The 19,859-nt window shown below is 53.0% G+C and carries 17 protein-coding genes; 4 read left to right on the top strand and 13 right to left on the bottom strand.

Annotated elements, in window-relative coordinates:
- Positions 1–111 precede the first annotated feature (111 nt).
- The 4 genes from AC1EKS_RS00630 to AC1EKS_RS00615 all read left to right on the top strand — a co-directional run bounded on the left by AC1EKS_RS00630 (position 112) and on the right by AC1EKS_RS00615 (position 7,000).
- Positions 112–1,158, top strand: a complete 1,047-nt coding sequence (locus AC1EKS_RS00630) for a hypothetical protein (protein ID WP_481008339.1) — start codon at positions 112–114, stop codon at positions 1,156–1,158.
- Between the two features lie 3 nt (positions 1,159–1,161).
- Positions 1,162–2,124, top strand: a complete 963-nt coding sequence (locus AC1EKS_RS00625; RefSeq protein WP_481008338.1) for a DUF5692 family protein — start codon at positions 1,162–1,164, stop codon at positions 2,122–2,124.
- 251 nt (positions 2,125–2,375) lie between these two features.
- On the top strand, positions 2,376–5,063 hold the full coding sequence (gene valS / locus AC1EKS_RS00620) for a valine--tRNA ligase (protein ID WP_481008337.1): 2,688 nt from the start codon (positions 2,376–2,378) through the stop codon (positions 5,061–5,063).
- A 20-nt stretch (positions 5,064–5,083) separates the two neighbouring features.
- Positions 5,084–7,000: an AMP-dependent synthetase/ligase gene (locus AC1EKS_RS00615; protein WP_481008336.1), complete on the top strand. Its 1,917-nt coding sequence runs from the start codon at positions 5,084–5,086 to the stop codon at positions 6,998–7,000.
- A 54-nt stretch (positions 7,001–7,054) separates the two neighbouring features.
- Here the strand turns inward: AC1EKS_RS00615 and AC1EKS_RS00610 are convergent, their stop codons facing one another.
- From AC1EKS_RS00610 to rapZ, 13 genes are all read right to left on the bottom strand, one after another.
- Positions 7,055–7,378 (bottom strand): chorismate mutase, encoded by a 324-nt coding sequence (locus tag AC1EKS_RS00610; protein WP_481008335.1) that lies wholly within the window; start codon positions 7,376–7,378, stop codon positions 7,055–7,057.
- Positions 7,379–7,425: 47 nt separating this feature from the next.
- The gene (clpX, locus tag AC1EKS_RS00605) at positions 7,426–8,667 is read right to left on the bottom strand and encodes an ATP-dependent Clp protease ATP-binding subunit ClpX (protein ID WP_481008334.1); all 1,242 of its coding nucleotides are present in this window, start codon (positions 8,665–8,667) and stop codon (positions 7,426–7,428) included.
- A gap of 84 nt (positions 8,668–8,751) precedes the next feature.
- Entirely contained in the window at positions 8,752–9,417 is a 666-nt protein-coding gene (locus AC1EKS_RS00600) for an ATP-dependent Clp protease proteolytic subunit (RefSeq protein WP_481008333.1), read from the bottom strand.
- A gap of 3 nt (positions 9,418–9,420) precedes the next feature.
- Complete coding sequence (locus AC1EKS_RS00595) at positions 9,421–10,038, bottom strand: ATP-dependent Clp protease proteolytic subunit (protein ID WP_481008332.1); 618 nt, start codon at positions 10,036–10,038, stop codon at positions 9,421–9,423.
- A 220-nt stretch (positions 10,039–10,258) separates the two neighbouring features.
- Positions 10,259–11,617, bottom strand: coding sequence for a trigger factor (gene tig / locus AC1EKS_RS00590; protein WP_481008331.1), 1,359 nt, complete (start codon positions 11,615–11,617; stop codon positions 10,259–10,261).
- Positions 11,618–11,822: 205 nt separating this feature from the next.
- Positions 11,823–13,136, bottom strand: a complete 1,314-nt coding sequence (locus AC1EKS_RS00585; RefSeq protein WP_481008330.1) for a CapA family protein — start codon at positions 13,134–13,136, stop codon at positions 11,823–11,825.
- 42 nt (positions 13,137–13,178) lie between these two features.
- Positions 13,179–13,427, bottom strand: a complete 249-nt coding sequence (secG, locus tag AC1EKS_RS00580) for a preprotein translocase subunit SecG (RefSeq protein WP_215523135.1) — start codon at positions 13,425–13,427, stop codon at positions 13,179–13,181.
- Between the two features lie 128 nt (positions 13,428–13,555).
- Positions 13,556–14,329 carry a triose-phosphate isomerase gene (gene tpiA / locus AC1EKS_RS00575; RefSeq protein WP_481008329.1) on the bottom strand — a complete coding sequence of 258 codons (774 nt, stop codon included), beginning with the start codon at positions 14,327–14,329 and terminating at the stop codon, positions 13,556–13,558.
- 2 nt (positions 14,330–14,331) lie between these two features.
- Positions 14,332–15,528, bottom strand: coding sequence for a phosphoglycerate kinase (locus AC1EKS_RS00570; RefSeq protein WP_481008328.1), 1,197 nt, complete (start codon positions 15,526–15,528; stop codon positions 14,332–14,334).
- A 108-nt stretch (positions 15,529–15,636) separates the two neighbouring features.
- Positions 15,637–16,644, bottom strand: coding sequence for a type I glyceraldehyde-3-phosphate dehydrogenase (gap, locus tag AC1EKS_RS00565; RefSeq protein ID WP_481008327.1), 1,008 nt, complete (start codon positions 16,642–16,644; stop codon positions 15,637–15,639).
- A 220-nt stretch (positions 16,645–16,864) separates the two neighbouring features.
- Positions 16,865–17,842, bottom strand: coding sequence for a DNA-binding protein WhiA (gene whiA / locus AC1EKS_RS00560; protein ID WP_481008326.1), 978 nt, complete (start codon positions 17,840–17,842; stop codon positions 16,865–16,867).
- Between the two features lie 61 nt (positions 17,843–17,903).
- Positions 17,904–18,902: a gluconeogenesis factor YvcK family protein gene (locus AC1EKS_RS00555; RefSeq protein ID WP_481008325.1), complete on the bottom strand. Its 999-nt coding sequence runs from the start codon at positions 18,900–18,902 to the stop codon at positions 17,904–17,906.
- A complete protein-coding gene (rapZ, locus tag AC1EKS_RS00550) occupies positions 18,899–19,852 on the bottom strand; it encodes an RNase adapter RapZ (protein WP_481008324.1) in 954 nt (317 codons plus the stop codon). Before rapZ ends, AC1EKS_RS00555 begins: the two co-directional genes overlap by 4 nt.
- Positions 19,853–19,859: the final 7 nt, after the last annotated feature.

Here is a 19,859-nt window from a genome sequence, read left to right as displayed (position 1 = left end):
TTTTCTCTTTAAAAGAGGCCGCTATTCTTAATACAGTAGTGTATTATATGTTAACGCAAGGACGACAACGATGTTGTCTTTTTTAAAAGAAATAACCTACGGAGAAGATCAATGTCTGCTAACCACAGTCGAATTGGAAAAATATTGCGCCTCGGCGCTTTCGGGGGCAGCGTCGCCCTCGGCGGAATGCTGGGCTTCAGTCAGTTTTCGGGGAAAGCCACCGCAGAGGAAAACGAATGGCACTACCCTTCCGATGATTTAATCGACCGTTGCTATTCCAATGGTCGCTCCTCAACCTACGCCATTAATATTGACGCTCCCGCCTATGCGGTTTATCGGCACCTAAAACAGCTAGGTTGCGACAAGGCAGGCTCTTATTCTTCCGAATTCTTGGAACGCACTTTTGCGCGTCTACCTTTCTTCAACTCTTACGAAATTCAAGAACAGTGGCAAGGTGAAGACGCTCTGAAACCCGGAGATATCGCCGCCTTTGACTTCACCGGGATGTCTATGGAATGGGCGGATGTAGTACCGGGGAAGTATCTTTCCCAATGGGTTGATACCAAGCATCCACCGCGGGCTCCCGGATCCTTCGCATTCCGCTACCCAGGGATGAAGCATTACGCGGCCGCCTGGTGTTTTTACCTGATTCCCCTCAAAGGAGAACGCTGTCGATTAATCAACCATTGGCGTATCGGTTTTGAACCCGATACCAAGTTTGCGGCTGCCATCAACTGGATAAACATTGAACTGATCGGCGGATGCATGGCGCATCTGCAAAACCTCTATGTTAAGCGGGTAGCGGAGTTCCGGAAGAAACCGCAATGGCAAGGACGGATTAAGCGGGCAGTACTGGGAGGCAAGCTCTTCGGATATGACACTCCCGCGGGACGCTGGGACGGCACCGAACTCTACGAAGAGACCCACAACCAGTGGCTGCGCTATGGCCGCCAAGACCCTGCGGTAAACGAGGTACGCCCTCCGGTAACCGATAATCCCACTTGGCCTCCTACCTCCTCCGATTCCCCGTGGGCGCAGGATATTGATAGTGAATATTTCACTGATTGGGAAGAACCGGAGTTTTCCTGGGAGGAGCAAATCCGGCAAAAGAAAGAGAAAACCTATCTTCCTGGCTGGGGCAAAAAGGCGGCGAAATAACTGATGAAACCAGACTATCCCACCCTATTCTTCTTTGAACTTGGCCAGTGGTACGACTATTTGATGCTAGTGGTAGTGATCGCGGGGCTCGCGGTACTGGCCTGGCTAGCGATCCGTTACAAATGGGTTGCGATTGCAGTATTCATCGTGATCCCGGTGGCGCTCACTATTTTTTGGTGGCCCTATTCGCGGGCCGGTACTAACTCTGATGGCTGGTTCCCGATAGTGAAACAATATTCCGCGCTAATCGGGTCGTTGTCGCTGGTGGCGCTACAATATTTCCCGAAGCTGCGTGATAAGCGCTGGTACCTTTGTATTCCCCCGTTCATTTTGGCGATAAATATTATCGAGGCCGTGATTCGTGACTTCCAGTGCTACGGCATCCACGGGGTGGATCCCTCGCAAGGGATGGTTACCTGGGGCGGCCCCTGGAACATCATGAATGGTATTGCCGGAATCCTAAACTTCCTGATGATTTCGGGCTGGATGGGTATTTACGTATCCAAAGGCAAGAACAAACAGATTATTTGGGGCGATCTGACTATTGGTTGGATTATTGCCTACGATCTGTGGAATGTAGCCTACGTTTACAACTGTCTAGCTGACCGCGCCTGGTATTCGGGAGTGGCCTTGCTGGCATCTTGTACCATCCCGGCCTTCCTAGCCTTCGGGAAAGGTGCCTGGATTCAATACCGCGCCTACACCTTGACCTTCTGGTCAGCGATAGTGCTAACCTTCCCGCACTTTATGCAAGATTCCATGTTCGCCCACCGCAGCGCTCACAACCCCACTGCGATGTTTTTGCTTTCGGCAGCAGCGCTAGTGGCCAATGTGGTGGTGTTCGGATACCACATCTATAAGGTGCGTTCCACCGGACGTAATCCCTTTAAACAGGAAGTTTATTGGGACACTCCCTACAATTTGCAGATTGCTCGCGAAAACGGCGGGAAAATTCAACATAGTTAGCAGCTGTTTGTTGAGGCATTTGCAGCAGAGCCTGCCACCCGATTTTGATCTTTGCTGAAGATTTCGGGTGGCGGGCTTTTCCTAAAACAGCTGCGTTTCCAATGCTTAAGGTACCTCGAAAGAGTGGAACTAGATTTTGGGGTTGGCCTGGTAAACCGAGTAGTTTAGTAAGGTATATAAACGCCAGTTACTGTCCTGCGATATAGAAGAACAGGCGGTAAACAGGAAAAAGATGAAATAGGAGATGGCCGATGAGTAATCCCCATGATCACCGGGATTTAGCAGATCTGAACTTACCCGCCCCCCAGGTTCCGGGCCGAGTAAGTGTAGACGGCCTCGAAGAACGCTGGGCCGAGGCTTGGGAAGAACAACAGGTTTATGCTTTCGACCGCGAGGCGCAGCGCGAGCAGGTGTTCTCGATTGATACTCCCCCGCCTACGGCTTCCGGATCGCTGCACGTAGGCCACGTGTTCTCCTATACTCACACCGATTGCCTGGCGCGCTACCAGCGGATGCAGGGCAAAGCAGTGTTTTACCCCATGGGCTGGGACGATAACGGGCTGCCTACCGAGCGTCGTGCCCAAAACTATTATGGAGTCCGCTGCGACCCTACCCTGCCCTACGACCCGGATTTTGTGCCGCCTCATCACGGAGATTCCAAATCGGTAAAGGCCCGCGATCAAGTGCCGATTTCCCGTAAGAACTTTATTGAACTGTGCGAAGAGCTGACCAAAGAGGACGAGAAGTCTTTTGAGGCACTCTGGCGCCGCCTGGGGCTCAGTGTCGATTGGAAACATCAGTACCAAACCATTTCTAAGGATTCCCAAAAAGTTGCGCAAACTGCGTTTTTGCGGAACTTAAAACGCGGCGAAGCCTATCAATCGGCAGCACCCGGTCTATGGGATGTAACTTTCCAAACCGCGGTTGCCCAGGCGGAACTAGAGGCGCGTGACTATCCCGGTTTTTACCATGCGCTCGCTTTCCATCTACCGGATGGACAGGACGTGATTATTGAAACTACCCGTCCCGAACTGCTGGCAGCCTGCTGCTGCCTGGTAGCGCACCCGGATGACCAGCGTTACCAGCACCTATTTGGTAAAACCGTAACTAGCCCCGGCTTTAACGTTGAGGTTCCGGTGTTAGCCCACCCGGCGGCGGAAATGGATAAGGGCGCCGGCATCGCCATGTGCTGTACCTTCGGCGATGTTACCGATGTGGAATGGTGGCGCGACCTAGAACTACCCACCCGGGTGATTCTGGCTAAAGATGGGCGGATCACTCACGAAGCTACCGATTGGATCACTGATCCGGCAGGTATTGAACTTATGGATGCTATCCGCGGTAAAACCACTTTCACCGCGCGGCAAATCGTCGTGGATGCCCTCAAAGAGAGCGGAGAACTGCAGGGAGAACCGCAGAAAACCATGCGGCAAACCAACTTCTTTGAAAAAGGTGACCGCCCCCTAGAAATCGTGATGTCCCGGCAATGGTATATCCGCAATGGCGGCAGTGACTACACACTGAGTGGACACCGCGACAACCTCAATAGTGAGCTGCTAGCCCGTGGTGAAGAACTAAAGTTCCACCCAGATTTCATGAAGGTGCGCTACTCAAACTGGGTACATGGTCTACATAATGACTGGCTGGTTTCCCGCCAGCGCTTCTTCGGGGTGCCGATCCCGCTTTGGTATCACGTTGACCAGAATGGCGAAGTCGATTACGACCAGGTGATCATGCCCGCGGAAGAAACCTTGCCGATTGATCCCACCAGCGATGTTCCTCAAGGTTTTACGGAGGATCAACGAGGTGAACCGGGCGGGTTTGCCGCCGAAGTCGATATTTTAGACACTTGGGCCACCTCTTCGCTGACCCCGCAGATTGCGGGCGGTTGGCTGCGAGATAATAATCTCTTTAAACGGGTCTATCCCATGGACGTGCGTCCTCAAGGCCAAGATATTATCCGCACCTGGCTGTTTTCTACCATGGTGCGTGCCCATTTGGAGTTCGATGCCCTTCCCTTTAAGAACGCTGCAATTTCCGGCTGGATTCTAGATCCGGATCGCAAGAAGATGTCGAAATCTAAAGGCAATGTCGTTACTCCCATGGGGCTGCTAGAAAAACACGGCTCAGATTCGGTGCGTTACTGGGCAGCTGCGGCTCGCCTAGGTACCGATACTGCTTTTGAAGAAGCACAAATGAAGATCGGGCGACGCCTGGCAATGAAACTGCTCAATGCCTCTAAGTTTGCTTTGTCGATGACCGAGGATGCCGGTTTGTGTTTAGACCCCGCAAAGGTAACTACTCCCTTAGATAAAGCGGTAATCGCCCGGCTAAATGAGGTCATTACCACCGCTACCAGCGCGTTTGAAAACTATGACCATACCCGGGCGCTAGAGCAAACCGAGTCTTTCTTCTGGGATTTTTGTGATAACTACCTGGAGCTGGTTAAAGATCGCGCCCATAACTTCGCCGGGAGCTGGGACAGCGGCGTGCAGGATTCTGCCCGCACCGCCCTCGCCCTCGTGGTTGATAACGTGACCCGGCTGCTGGCTCCCTTCCTGCCCTACGCGGCAGAGGAAGTTTGGTCCTGGTACCGCACCGGCAGCGTTCATACTGCTCCTTGGCCGCAGGTAACCGCTGCTTTGCAGGCAGCAGCGGGAGATGCAGACTTGTTGAAACTAGCGGGCGACACGCTGAGCGTCCTGCGCAAGGTAAAGTCCGAAGCGAAGGTAGGCCAGCGTACTCCGTTCGAGCAGGTAACTATTATTTACTCCGATGAGTGGTCAGCAGAGAACCTGCCGGCAGTGCGCGCCGATTTAGATGCGGCTGCTTCACTAACTGGAACGGTAACCGTCCAGGTTAATAAAGATGCCGAGGCGCAGGTCATTACTCAGGATGCGATTTTAGGCACCCCTCCGCCAAAGAAACCGCGCAAGTAACTGTAAGGTAGGCTAAAAGCGTGACTAACTGGTTCAATCAGAAGCAAGAAACCAACGTGGAAAAGGAAATTACCTTCCCACCAGGAACGATTGCGGTGGCCGGGAAAACTCCCGGCACCTTGACAGAGTTTTCCATGCCGGCGACCAAGATACGCGCCGAACACGACAATGTTGTCTCCCTGTTTCGCCGTCGCGTGACTCAAGATCCCACGCAGACGGTTATTGAGCAAAAAACGATGCTCGGGGAACAGTGGCGCAAAGTTTCTGCCGGAGAGTTCTGGGATGAAATCAGTTCGGTAGCGCGGGGACTACTCGGTATCGGCTTAAAGCCCGGCGACCGCTTAGCCTTGCATGGTCCTACTTCCTATGAGTGGACACTGATTGATATGGCAGCGCTAGCAATCGGGATCGTTACCGTCCCGATTTATGAAACGGATTCTGCCGCGCAAATCGAATGGATCTTGCAGGACTCCGATATTCGCTACGCAATCGCTGCTAACCAGTCGGCTCAGGAGCTAATCCAGGCAGTAGCGGCACGAGCAGACCGCAAATGCCGCATATATTCCCTGGCTGCCGGGGATCTACTGACTATTATTGAGGCGGGACGCCAGATTGCACCGGCAGTGATTGACTCCTATAACGCCCAGATCACCGGCGACACTATTGCCACCATTATTTACACTTCCGGAACGACCGGCCGCCCTAAAGGCACGATTATCACTCAGCGGAATGCTACGGCCTTGCTACCGAATCTTCTGGACTATTTGGCGGAGATCGGGTTGCAGAAAACCACCCGTTGCCTGCTATTCCTACCGGTAGCGCACGCCCTTGCCCGCTTAGTTTCCTGGGGAGCGTTAGTCGGGCCGGGGGTACTAGGCCTAGTGCCGGACACCAAGAACCTGCTGGCAGATTTAGCTGCTTTTAAGCCCTCCTATCTGCTGGCCGTCCCCCGCGTCCTGGAAAAAATCTACAATGCCGCCGATGCCTCGGCGGGAACCGGGATAAAACTGCGTTTATTCCGCCTGGCTGCAAAATCTGCGATTGACTATTCCAAAGCCTTAGACACTCCTGAAGGGCCATCACGAGCCTTGAAGGTACGTCGGCAAGTCTTTTACCAACTGGTGTTGTCCCGGTTGACCAGCCTTTTGGGAGGAAACGCCAAATATATTATTTCTGGGGGCGGTCCCCTTTCAGTACGTCTTGGTCATTTCTTCCGCGGTATTGGCGTCACGGTTTGCGAAGGCTACGGTTTGACCGAAACTTTAGGCCCGGCTACCGTGAATGTACCTGACCGCGCCAAGATCGGTTCGGTGGGGCAGCCAGTGCCTGGGATTGCTGTACGCGTCTCTGAGCAGGGTGAAGTACAGTTCCAGGGCGATCCCATGTCCCCGGGATACCTGAATCTAAAGGAAGAATCCGCTGGGCTTTATACCGAGGACGGTTGGCTACGTACTGAAGATAAAGGCTGGATTGATTCCGAAGGTTTCGTACATATCACCGGTCGCATGAAAGAAATTATTGTTACTGCCGGTGGCAAGAATGTTTCTCCAGAAATTCTCGAGGACGGTCTGCGTGGACACCCCCTCATATCAAATGTGGTGGTAGTTGGGGATCGTCGTCCTTTCATTGCCGCGTTGGTAACTCTGGACGCCGAGATGCTTCCGGGCTGGCTGCGGAACCACAACTTGCCGCCTATGGATATTTCCGGCGCTGCCCGCCACCCCGCGGTCTTAAAGGCTTTGGAGCGAGCAGTGGCGCGCGCTAATCAAAAGGTTTCCCGCGCCGAATCTATCCGTAAAATCCGGGTATTAACCATCGATTTCTCTTTAGAAAACGGCACCATGACCCCCTCGCTAAAGGTAAAACGTTCGGTAGTGCTAAAGCGTTTTGAAAACGAAATTAACGCTATCTACGGCGGCCCTCTAGAAGAGGAATAAGTAGTTAGGCGGGTCCCCACCCGGCGAATTTTTTATAGCCACTCTTAAGCGCGGTTAGCTCCGCTGTTGTTCCGCGATATCGATATGGTGGCGGATAACTTCCTCTACGATGAAGTTCAAGAACTTTTCCGCAAACACCGGGTCCAGTCCCGCCTCTTCCGCCAAAGCTCGCAGCCTGGCCACCTGTTGCTGTTCCCTACCCTTATCCTCCGGGTTAAGACCGAGATTCGCTTTTAGGTACCCAACCTTTTTGGTGCATTTGAAACGTTCCGCCAAAATATGGATTAGCGCCGCATCGATATTATCGATAGTGGCGCGTGCCTGTGCTAACTCTGGCGGAATAGAACCACTGTTTGCTGGGCGCTGCTCTTTAGTCATGTTTTCAGAATAAAGGAGGGCGCGGGCAAGAGCGAGTACTGTCCACGCTAGGCGGTCTTCGAATTGGAAACAGCTTCTAACAAGGTGGGTTTAGCCCCCTGCTTCACGACTTCTTCGGTAATGGTAACTGAGCGCACATCAGGTTGCGAGGGTACCTCGAACATAGTTTCTTTTAAAACTGCCTCCATAATGGAGGAAAGTGCTCGCGCCCCAGTGCCTCGCTCTTGCGCCATGCGGGCCATCGCGTGAATCGCCCCATCGGTAAAATGCAAGTCAATCCCATCTAGTTCAAATAGCGAACAATACTGGGTAACCAGAGAATTTTCGGGCTCTACTAGTACTCGCACCAAATCTGCCTCGGTAAGTTCTTTTACCGAAGTTAAGACTGGTAAACGCCCAATAAATTCGGGGATGAGCCCGAAACGATGTAGATCATCGGCACTGACCTGGGCATACAGGTCACCGTGTTCAGCAGCAGATTTCAAGGAGGAGCCAAACCCGGTAGAATGTTGGCCCAGCCGAGACTTAACGATCTCATCAATCCCGGCAAAAGCACCCGCCGCGATAAACAGAATCGAATTGGTGTCAATCTCTAGATACTCTTGATGCGGATGTTTCCGTCCCCCTTGCGGAGGTACCGACGCGACCGTGCCCTCAATAATTTTTAGGAGCGCCTGCTGGACGCCTTCCCCCGACACGTCTCGGGTGATCGAGGCATTCTCGGCTTTGCGGGAAATTTTATCGATCTCATCGATATAAATAATCCCGCGTTCTGCCCGTTTAATATCTCCGTCAGCAGCGTTTATCAGCTTGAGCAGGATGTTTTCGACGTCCTCGCCCACGTACCCAGCTTCGGTTAATGCAGTGGCATCCACGATGGCAAACGGGACGTTGAGTAGTTTCGCTAAGGACCGCGCCAAATGAGTTTTACCGCAGCCGGTGGGACCTAGCAGCAAGATATTCGACTTGGTCAGAGACATATCGATGTTCTGACCGCGCTCTTTTGCCTGTACCCGTTTGTAATGGTTATAAACCGCTACTGAAAGTGCGCGTTTGGCCTGTTCTTGGCCGATAACGTAGTGATTGAGGAAGTCAAATATTTCTTTTGGCTTCGGTAGGGGTTTAGCTTTAGAACGTGAATGCTTCGCGCTGTCCTCTTCCATAATCTCGTTACAGAGATCAACGCACTCATTACAGATATAGACCGCGGGCCCGGCAATAAGCTTGCGCACCTGCCGTTGGGTCTTTCCACAAAACGAGCACTTTAACAGCTCGGCCTCGTCCTCCACCCAGTTCCTCCTAAATCAAACCTGCATCTCTTAGCCTAAACGTATTTTTGCAGCTTGGCAGCGCCAACACGCTTACTAAGGGTGCTAGGGTTTTAGCGGGCTTTTACGGGACTCCAAAACCTGGTCAATCAGGCCGTATTCTTTAGCTGCCGGGGCCGTCAGGATCTTATCGCGCTCGATATCCTTCCGCACCTGCTCGGCGGTCTGTCCCGAATGCTTGGCGATAGTATCTTCCAGCCAAGTACGCATCCGATCGATCTCTTCCGCAATAATTTCAATGTCGGTAGCCTGCCCTTGCGAACCCTGCATTGACGGCTGGTGAATCACAATCCGGGCATTGGGCAAAGCCAAACGGCTTCCGGCAGAGCCTCCGGCTAGCAGCACTGCCGCCGCCGAAGCCGCCTGCCCCAAACAAACCGTCTGGATCTGCGGCTTAACATACTGCATAGTGTCGTAGATAGCAGTCATAGCGGTAAAGGAACCACCGGGAGAGTTAATATACATGGTGATTAGAGAATCGGGATCTTGCGATTCCAATACCAGTAGCTGCGCCATCACATCATCGGCAGAAGAATCATCTACCTGCACCCCCAGGAAAATGATGCGCTCATCAAAGAGTTTGGTATAGGGGTTTTGACGCTTGAAACCGTAGGAGGTACGTTCTTCAAACTCGGGAAGCACGTAGCGGTCAATCGGCATATTTGCAGCTAGACGCGGGGCGCCCGCCGGATATAAAGGTGAAAAAGCCATTGTTTACAGTTCCTTTCCATCAGCGCCGAGGTTGCGAGCCGACTCGATAACATGGTCGATAAAACCGTATTCGAGCGCCTCTTGAGCCGTGAACCAATGGTCACGTTCCGAATCTTCTCGGATTCTTTCGACTGATTTGCCGGTACGTTGCGCGTTTATTTCTGCCAGTTCCTGCTTCATCTGCAAAATCAAGTTGGCATTAATCCGAATATCAGAGGCAGTACCCCCCACTCCCCCCGAGGGTTGGTGCATCAAAATGCGGGCATGAGGGGTCGCGTAGCGCTTACCGGGAGTACCGGCAGTAAGGAGCAGCTGTCCCATTGAGGCTGCCATGCCCAGCGCCACGGTTACTACCTCGGGTTGGATATATTGCATGGTGTCGTAGATAGCCATGCCGGCAGTTACTGAGCCACCCGGCGAGTTGATATAGAGGAAAATCGGCTTTTCCGGGTCTTGCGCCGCCAGCAACATCATCTGGGCGCAAATCTGGTTGGCGTTTTCCTCCGCAACTTCTGACCCCAACCAAATAATCCGTTCTTTTAACAGCTTATTGAAAACATGGTCACCTAAAGCTAGGGAGCTAGGCTGGTCTCCCTCATTTCTTACTGGCGCAGTTTGCACAGGTTTTTCCTTATCTATGGGACTAAAAATACTTCTCTATCAAACTACCGTCTTTAGGGACGGTTTTCTTCCTATACATGCCCATTTACGCTTTTAGCGCAGGACAATCTGATGCTTGATCCATCTTCATCAAGAGTATCTGTGGTAAATGCTGGTGGGGCAAAAAGCTTCCGCTTCCTGCCCCACCAGATCTAAAAGGTTAACTGATCCCTAAAGAGAACTAGTTCTCTTGGTCCTGATTTTCTTCTGCACTCGCTTCATTTTCAGCGGTGTCAGAGGCCTCGGCCGCAGCCTTGGCCGCCGCTTCGGCACGAGCCTCCGCCGGGTCCTTAGTGAACTCCGAAAGGTCAATTTCGGTGCCGTCTTCGTCCTTAACAGTTACTTCCCGTAGTGCCGACACCAAGGCGCGGTTACGGCGCAGATCTTGTCCCATCGCAGCCACCTGGTTCTGGTCCTGCAGCATCTGCATCGGATCAACCCCATACATCTGGGCAATCTCGAAGATGGACTGGTAAAGCTCATTGGGGTCAATCTCGACCTCACGCTCATTAGCGATCCGGTCTCCCAGAATTTGCTGCTTGGCTTGCTTCGTTACCGACTCGGCGATTTCATCGCGGTCAGCGTCTTCTTTACCTTCGGCTAGGCGATCAACCTCGCCGTCAACAAAGCGCTGCGGCAGCGGGAAATCCGTGTTTTCTACCAGGTAGTCTTGTAGTTTCTCCCGGGCTTCGAGCGCCTGCTGCTGGCGACGCATCTTCTCAACATTGCCCCGCAAGTCGCTACGGAGCTCTCCAATCGTGTCGAATTCGGAAGCCATCTGGGCAAAATCATCATCGGCCTCGGGCAGTTCCCGCTCTTTAACTTTATGGAGGGTTAAGGTCACATCAGCTTCTTCGCCTTCGTGGTCTCCGCCCTTCAAGGTGGATTTAAACTCGGTAGTTTCTTCTGCGCTCATTCCGGTCAGGGCTTCATCCATCCCGGCGAGCATAGACTGGGAACCAATCTGGTAGGAAACCCCGGAAACTGAGTCGATTTCCTCGTCTCCAATCTTGGCAACCATATCAATAGAGGTGAAGTCCCCGTCTTGAGCGGGTCGCTCTACGGTCTTCAGGGAAGCGAAACGGTCACGCAGCTGGTCGAGTTCTTTTTCGACGTCCTCGTCACTTACTTCCAGCTTCGCTACCTCTAAAGTAACGTCATCCAGGGAGGGCAGCTCAAAATCGGGGACAATATCAACTTCCGCCGTGAACTTAAGATCCCCACCGGGTTTGCCCTCAACTGCGGGAGTTTCTACCACCTCAACCTCGGGCTGGCCCAGGGGAGTTAGCTCCGCTTCGTTTAACGCCCGGCCGTAAAAGTCCCCCAGACGCTCATTTATGGCCTGTTCGAGTACGTAGCCACGTCCGATCCGCTGGTCAATAATCTGATTCGGGATATGTCCAGGGCGGAATCCTGGAACAGCAACCTGTTTACCTAGTTGCTTATATACCTTATCGATCTCGGGTTTGAGATCTTCGTAGGGTACCTGAACGGTTAGTTTCGCCCTGGTTTCTTCCAGCTTTTCCACGTCTGTTTTCACAAATACGCTCCCGCGGTTTGTATTCGGGGGGTTGCCTGTATACGGCAGATTTCCCCTTTTCGGATAAATTGCAACGCTGATAATCTTAGGGCACAACGCGTTATTCTGGAAATGAGAGCGCTCCAGATGTGAGCTAGCGTACCGAAAAGATTAAGCTCCGCCTCTGCTAAGCGATTTTTACTACCTAAACCCAGTGAGGATGGTTTTAGCTATTTAGCGGTTTCACCTGGGCAGTAGAATCAGCGGTAGGGGGCGTCTTTAGCTCCGTAGCCTGATTCTCGGTGACTTTACGCAGATTATCCAAATAGCGAGCGGCCGTAGCTTTACTCAAGGTCGTGCCAGCTCCCTCGGAAGTCTCGTAAAGGTATCCCGGAACTACCTGCAAAGTAGCCCGATCCATAATCAGGGGCACCCAACCTGCAGCCGAAACGTAGGGTTTACCGCTCGCCGGTAAAGTAATGGTGGGAAAAGCGATCTGGCCGGCCTGGGTACCGGCACCCTGCCCGGGATTCATCGCCGAAAGCAAGTTGCCTACTCCGTAGTAAACCCACATTCCTTTACCATCTACCCCACCTGGGAATTTTCGAATTGGTTGCGGAACGTGCACATGATGCCCCAGGTAGAGATCAACTTGCCCCGAATCAGCTAGAGTCTTGGCGATCCGTTCTTGCTCGGCAGAGGGAGGTGAGCTATATTCCACCCCCGAATGGATAGAGGCAACTACAAAGTCAGCGCCATCTGCGCGCGCCTGCTTGGCTATATCCACAATAATTTTGCCATCGGTAGTGAGGTTGACCAGCCAGGGATTTTGCTTATAGACGGGGATTTCTCCCTGATTCAAGCCATAGGCGGCAGAAATTTGAGCTAACTTAAACGAGCGTCCCTCTTTAGTTATCTCGTACATTTGGTAACGGCGCGCATCAGCACTTTCAGCGGATCCGGTTGCCCCCAGACCGGCGGCACGAAGCGTCTGAATGGTATGCGCGACCCCATCGCGCCCTTGATCTAAAGTGTGGTTAGAGGCGGTAGAACACCCGTCATATCCCAGTTCTTTAGTATCTTTCGCCCAACCGATTGGCGCTTTAAACACGGGATATCCCTGGGAATCTTTATCAGATTTTCCGAAAGGAATTTCTTGATGGCACAGAGCAATATCAGCTCCCGCAATCCAGGGGCGAATCTTTTCAATCAGTGGTGCGTAATGACTGCCGTTCCCGTGCTTCCAGCTATTCTCTACCACAGGTCCATGTGCCAGCACATCCCCCGTCGCTGCCAGAGTTATTTGTACTTCTTTCGGCGGAGGCGGAGTCGTGGGGCTCGGAGATTTTACCGTAACCTTAGAAGCACTGGTAGCTTTCGGTTGGTTAACTTTGCCCGCTTGATACATGGAGTATCCGAAGACTCCCCCCACCGCAATCAGTGCGATCAGAGTAAAGGCACCTAAGGCTGCTAGAACTTTCCTCCAAGAAAATTTAGAGCGCCGGCGGTGAGAAGGACTGGTTTCATTTTCACGGGTCATGGGGAACACCTTTATCTAGAAATCGTTTTATCCGGTTAGAATTTATGAAAATATTCTCGGCAAAAGCCCCAGAACAATCACGCTAATTAGCCAAATAATGGCGGTCACGATAGTGATCCGATTGAGGTTACGCATGGCAACCCCCGAAGAGCCAGCGCTAGAAGTCAGACCTCCTCCGAACATGTCAGATAGGCCTCCACCTGAGCCTTTATGCATCAAGATGGTGAGAATCAGGAACAAACTGGATAGCACCAGCACTACTTGCGCGATAATCTCAATTACGGTTTGCACTAAATTATTCTCCCAGTAATATACGAACAGCCCTAACTATAGCGTATTGGCGGCGGGTCACAGTAGACCCGCCGCCAATCGTTAGCAACTTCACCGCCTAGCAGCGAAAAAATCAGTTGCAGAACTCGCTAGTCATCGAAACGAGCGATCTTCGAAAATTCTTCAGCTTTCAGGGAGGCTCCCCCAACTAGGGCGCCGTCCACATTCGGCTTCGCCATAATCTCGGCTACATTCGCCGATTTTACCGAGCCACCATAGAGAACCCGGATCGACTCGGCTACGTCAGCGGAATACAGCTCCGCTAGTTTTTCCCGGATGGCTCCGCATACTTCTTCGGCGTCTTCGGGAGTGGCGGTTTCCCCGGTACCGATTGCCCAGATCGGTTCGTAAGCTACCACAGTATTAACCGCATCATCAGCGGAAATACCCTGGTAGGCACCTTCAATCTGCTTTACCACATGGGCAACGTGCTGACCGGCTTTACGTATTTCCAGACCTTCACCACAGCAAATAATCGGGGTCATGCCTGCTTCCAAGGCCACCTCGGCTTTTTGCCCCACCAGTTCATCAGTCTCGTTATGGTATTCGCGGCGTTCGGAGTGTCCGACTACCACCCAAGAACAGCCCAGCTTGGTTAGCATGGAGGCGGAGATTTCCCCGGTGTAGGCACCGGATTCGTGCACGGACACGTCCTGTGCCCCGTAGGTGATCTTCAAGTTGTCAGATTCGACCACAGTTTGCACCGAACGAATATCGGTGAACGGGGGAATCACTACGACATCATTACGGTAGTCGAAGCGGTGATCTTGCAGATCTAGAGCCAGTTCTTGAACCAGACGAGTTGCCTCCAGGTGGTTCATATTCATTTTCCAGTTGCCAGCTAGCAAGGGAGTACGAGTCATGATTAATCCTCCAATACAGCAATACCCGGAAGGGTTTTGCCTTCTAATAGTTCCAAAGAAGCTCCGCCACCGGTAGAAATATGGCTGAACTTGGTTTCATCAAATCCTAGGGTACGCACGGCAGCGGCAGAATCTCCCCCACCGATCACGCTAAAGCATTCGGAGTCGGCAAGCGCTTGCGCTACCGCTTTGGTGCCTTCACTAAAGGCAGCGAATTCGAATACCCCCATGGGGCCGTTCCACGCCACCGTCTTCGCAGACTCAATCTTGTCCGCAAACAGTTCGGCGGTCTTGGGTCCAATATCGAGTCCCATCTGGCCGCTGGGCATCTGGTCGCAGTCAACCAAAGTTGCCGGGGCATCTGCGGAAAATTCCGGGGCCACTAGGGTATCAACCGGCAGCAACAGGTCTACTCCCCGCTCCTCGGCTTTTTCCATATAACCTTTAACGGTCTCGATCTGGTCAGTTTCTAGTAGCGAAGTGCCTACCTCATAACCTTTGGCAGCTAAGAAAGTGTAGGCCATACCGCCGCCAATTGCCAGGAAGTCCGCTTTTTCCAGCAGATTAGCAATCACACCCAGCTTGTCTGAAACCTTAGAGCCGCCCAGGATCACTCCGTAAGGACGCTCCGGATTATCGGTTGCCCGGCGTAAAGATTCGATTTCTTTGACCACCAGGAATCCGGCCGCGGAGGGCAGAAGTTTAGCAATGTCATATACCGAGGCTTGCTTGCGGTGTACTACCCCGAAACCATCAGAAACAAAGCAGTCAGCTAGCTGAGCGTATTCTTTGGCTAGAGCCTCGCGCTCCGCATCATCTTTGGAGTTTTCCCGCCCGTCGAAACGCACATTTTCCAGTAATAAGACCTGTCCCTCTTTGAGGGCGGCCGCCTGAGCCTTGGCATCCTCGCCAACGGTGTCTTTCGCCAAGACCACGTCTTGCCCTAGTAGTTCTCCTAGCCGTTTTGCCACCGGCGCTAAAGAAAACTCCGGGTTAACCTGACCCTTCGGGCGACCCAGGTGAGCCATCACCACAACTTTCGCTTTGGCATCCACCAGAGCTTTCAGGGTGGGCAATGCCGCACGGATACGCCCATCATCTGTAATTTTGCCGTCTTTTAACGGCACGTTAAAGTCGGAGCGTACCAGGACTTTACGTCCCGCTAAATCTCCTAAAGACTCAATATTTCGTAGAGCCATTGTTTACTTAACCTTCCTGCCCCGGCGGGCATAAAGCGAACAATAAGACTATGCCCGCCTGCCTGAAACAGGCAGGCGGGCATACCTTATGCGTCACGTCGCATTAGTTTAGAGCTTTTCTCCTACCAGCTTGGTCAGGTTGACCAGAGCATTGGAGTAGCCCCATTCATTGTCGTACCAAGAAACCACTTTCACCTGGCCATCGATTACCTTGGTCAAGCCGGAATCGAAGATTGAGGTGTGCGGATCGGTCACGATGTCGGTGGAAACCAGCGCCTCGTCATTGGAGTAAGCCAGAATTCCCTTGAGCTCACCCTCGGCAGCTTTCTTCATCGCCGCATTGATTTCTTCAGCGGTGCAGGGCTTGGAGGGGGTGAAGGTCAGGTCGGTAATCGAACCGGTGGGTACCGGTACCCGCAGGGCATAACCATCCAGCTTGCCCTTCAGTTCCGGCAGCACCAGGGACACTGCCTTAGCAGCACCGGTGGTGGTGGGCACAATATTTAGGGCAGCAGCGCGGGCGCGACGCAGATCCTTGTGCGGAGCATCGTGCAAACGCTGGTCGCCGGTGTAAGCGTGGATCGTGGTCATCAGGCCACGCTCGATCCCGAAGTTGTCGTTTAGTACCTTTGCCATGGGGGCAAGGCAGTTGGTGGTGCAGGAAGCATTAGAAATAATGGTGTGCTTCTCGGGATCGTAATCGGTGTGGTTCACACCCATTACGAAAGTAGCATCCACATTCTTGCCGGGAGCGGAAATAATAACTTTCTTGGCTCCCCCTTCCAGGTGTGCCTTTGCCTTAGTGGCATCGGTGAAAAAGCCGGTGGATTCAACCACAATATCGGCACCCACTTCACTCCAGGGCAGGTTAGCGGGATCACGTTCTTCGAAAGTTACGATCTTGTGGTCGCCTACGGTAATGGATTTTTCATCGTAGGTAACCTCGGCATCTAGGCGCCCCAGAATAGAATCGTATTTTAGCAGGTGAGAAAGAGTCTTGTTGTCGGTGAGGTCGTTAACAGCTACAACCTCGATATCGGCACCCTGGGCCCGAATGGCCCGGAAAAAGTTACGACCGATACGGCCAAAGCCGTTGATTCCAACGCGGATAGTCACTATTATCCTCCTGAACTGCTGGTTTACCAGCGGAGTCAATTGCAAAGTCAAGATCAGTGGCCACCTAGTGAAACCAGCAGCCACAACCTTGGGGACGATCATCTTGAGCCGTCCTCTTAGTATCTAGTTTACACGGGATGGGACTCTTACGCTTAGGCCTATTGTCGTTATTTACTAAGATTTTACGCTCAAAAAGCTCTGAAATCGCTGCCAGCAATATTTATTCATCGTCTGGCTGCTCAACCGCCGCTTGAGTTGCCGGCAATCCCCTCTCATGGGCCACTTTATCTGCCATCGCTAACAGTCGCCGGATCCGGCCTGCGACTGCATCCTTAGTTAGGGGAGGATCGGCCTTGTGCCCCAGTTCCTCTAGGGATGCTTCTTTGTACTGCAGCCGAAGTTGGCCAGCCTGTAAAAGATGCTCGGGGATGTCATCGCCCAAAATTTCGAAAGCGCGCCTAACGCGGGCGGCTGCGGCAACTGCTGCTCGGGCACTGCGCCGCAGATTGGCATCATCAAAATTCGCTAAACGATTAACCGAACCCCGCACCTGATTGGTTTCGCGATTCTGCTCCCAAACTTCTTGCGCCCGGTTCGCTCCAATCATGGTAAGCAGTTTCGATATTTGCTCCCCATCGCGCACGACTACTCGATCCTGACCGCGAACCTGGCGAGACTTCGCACTCACCCCGAGCCGGCGAGCTGCCCCCACCAGCGCCAATGCTGCCTCTGGGCCCGGGCAAGTAATTTCTAAGGATCCCGAGCGCCCCGGTTGCGATAAAGATCCGCGGGCCATAAAAGCTCCCCGCCAAGTAGCCTTCGATACTCCTATATCCCCGGAAACCAGCCGCGGAGATAAGCCCCGCACCGGCCGCCCGGCGCGATCAATCAAGCCGGTCAGTCGCGCTAGATTTCCGGCATTTTCGACTACTCGCACCACATAGCGATCGTCGGATCGTATTCCCCTGGCTTGTACTTTCACCACATCGGGATGGGCATCAAAAAGATCTTGCAGACAATCAACCAGATTTTTCATCACCGCTAGGTTGTCTACATCGGCCTCTACCACGATATTGCGATTAATTAAATGGATGCCGCCGGCAAAGCGCAGAATACTGGCGGTTTGCGCCTGCGCCTCAGACTGCTTAGCTAAAGTTTTCTCCGCCAGCTCATTTTTTATATCTGAGGTCAAAGACATCTCGGCTTCTCCTTCCGCCCTACAAAATAAGTGTCCAGCTTCTTTCTAGGGATCATTCTAACTAGAGCTCGGAAAGTCCCACTTCCGATAGGTATCCTTCGAAGGCATCTCGCAAGGCAGCCGCCAGTCGCAAAGGATCATGTTGCTCCGAGGCAGAACCCGCCCTGACCTGGCGCATAACCAGTTTAGCCCCCACGGATTCCGCGGCACTTTCCAGATCATCGTCATCTTCGATAGCGGTGGGATCCACAATCACCACGTCGATTTTAGTATCGGGAGCGAAATGCCGAAATGCCTCGATATGTCCCGACAGAGTTAAATCTTCGGTTTCTTCCGTATGGGGCTCAAGATTCATCACCATTACTTTTCCAGCTGATGACTTTTGCAAAGCCTCGGCTAGTTCGGGAACTAGCAAGTGCGGAATCACCGAGGTATACCAAGACCCCGGCCCGAGAACGATCCCCTCTGCATCTTTAATCGCCTGGATAGTCTCCGGACAAACCCGCGGGTGAGTCGGGCTCAGACGCACATCAACTACTTTCCCCGGAGCTTTAGCCGCTTTTGCCTGACCATGCACGGTCCGTTTTTTACCATTCAGGACTAAATCGGCCTCGATCTCCATCGGGTCTGCACACATGGGTAGCACTTTCCCCTTGCAGTTCAGCAGTCTCGCCACCCAATCCAATCCTTCGACTACGTCCCCCAATAAATCCCACATGGTGACGATTAGCAGGTTGCCCAAGGCATGATTGTCGAGGGGACCGTCGGAGCTGAAGCGATGCTGCATGGCATCACGCCAGGTCAGTCCCCACTCGGTGTCGTCGCATAGGGCCGAAAGTGCCATTCGTAAATCTCCGGGAGGAAGCACCCCGAGCTCTTCCCGCAAACGCCCCGAGGATCCTCCATCATCAGCCACGGTCACCACCGCGGTTAGCTGCCGAGTAATATGGCGCAGAGCTCGCAAAGTGGCGGACAGCCCATGTCCGCCTCCTAGCGCGACAATATTGGGACCCGTCCAGCCGCGAGTAATCCAACCGTTTGAATCTAGTAATGTTTTCATTCCAACCCCAGATCCCGATGTACGGTGCGCACGGGCAACCCCTGCGCCCGGAATAACTCACTTATTTTTTCCGCTAAGGCCACCGAGCGATGCTGTCCGCCAGTACACCCGACCGCGATGGTTACGAAAGGTTTTAATTCAGTGAGATACCCATCAAAGATCGGGGTCAACATATTCACCATATTTAAGGCGAACTCATTGGCGCCCGGCTGATCCAACACGTACTTAGCTACCGGCCCATCCCGACCCGTCAAATGTCGCAGTTCACTGACCCAGTAGGGATTAGCTAGAAAGCGCACGTCGCAAACCCAATCGGAATCGAGGGGAATCCCATTCTTAAACCCGAAGGACATCACCGTAAGCTTCATGGGACGATCGCCCTCGCCGGCCACTACATCGCGCATATGCCGATTAAGGTCATGCACGTTCATATTGGTGGTATCGATTAAGGCATCGGCGCGGGCGCGGATAGGTGCCAAAATCCGCCGCTCTGAGCGGATTCCATCAAGGATGCGTCCTCCTTCTTGCAACGGGTGAGGACGCCGATTCGATTCGTAGCGCCGCACCAGGACTCGCTCGTCAGCATCAAGGAATACTAGCTGGTAGCGGATATTTCGCCGGGAGAGTTCATCCAGTGCATGTTGCAGCTTTGAGAACAGTTCCCCACTGCGCACATCCACAATGGCTGCCAGGCGGTGGATACCTTCACCTTCCGGGGTCATCATATCCGCGAAAGGTACCAGCATGGCCGGGGGCAGATTATCGACCACATACCAGTCCAGATCTTCTAAGGCCCGCCCTGCTCGCGAACGCCCAGCTCCGGACATTCCGGTGATGATGATCATCTCGGGTACATTGGCCTCCCGCGGCGGAGCGGTTTCATCAAGTATGGGCACTCCCTCGGGCACCGTGGGCGGGGAGGATTCGTAGTGTGGCTGAGCTTCATCCATGTTCTTA

The organism is Varibaculum sp. C0165D1, from assembly GCF_056590355.1.
The sequence above is the reverse complement of the archived record's forward strand: the minus strand, read 5'-3'. Positions and strand labels throughout refer to the sequence as shown.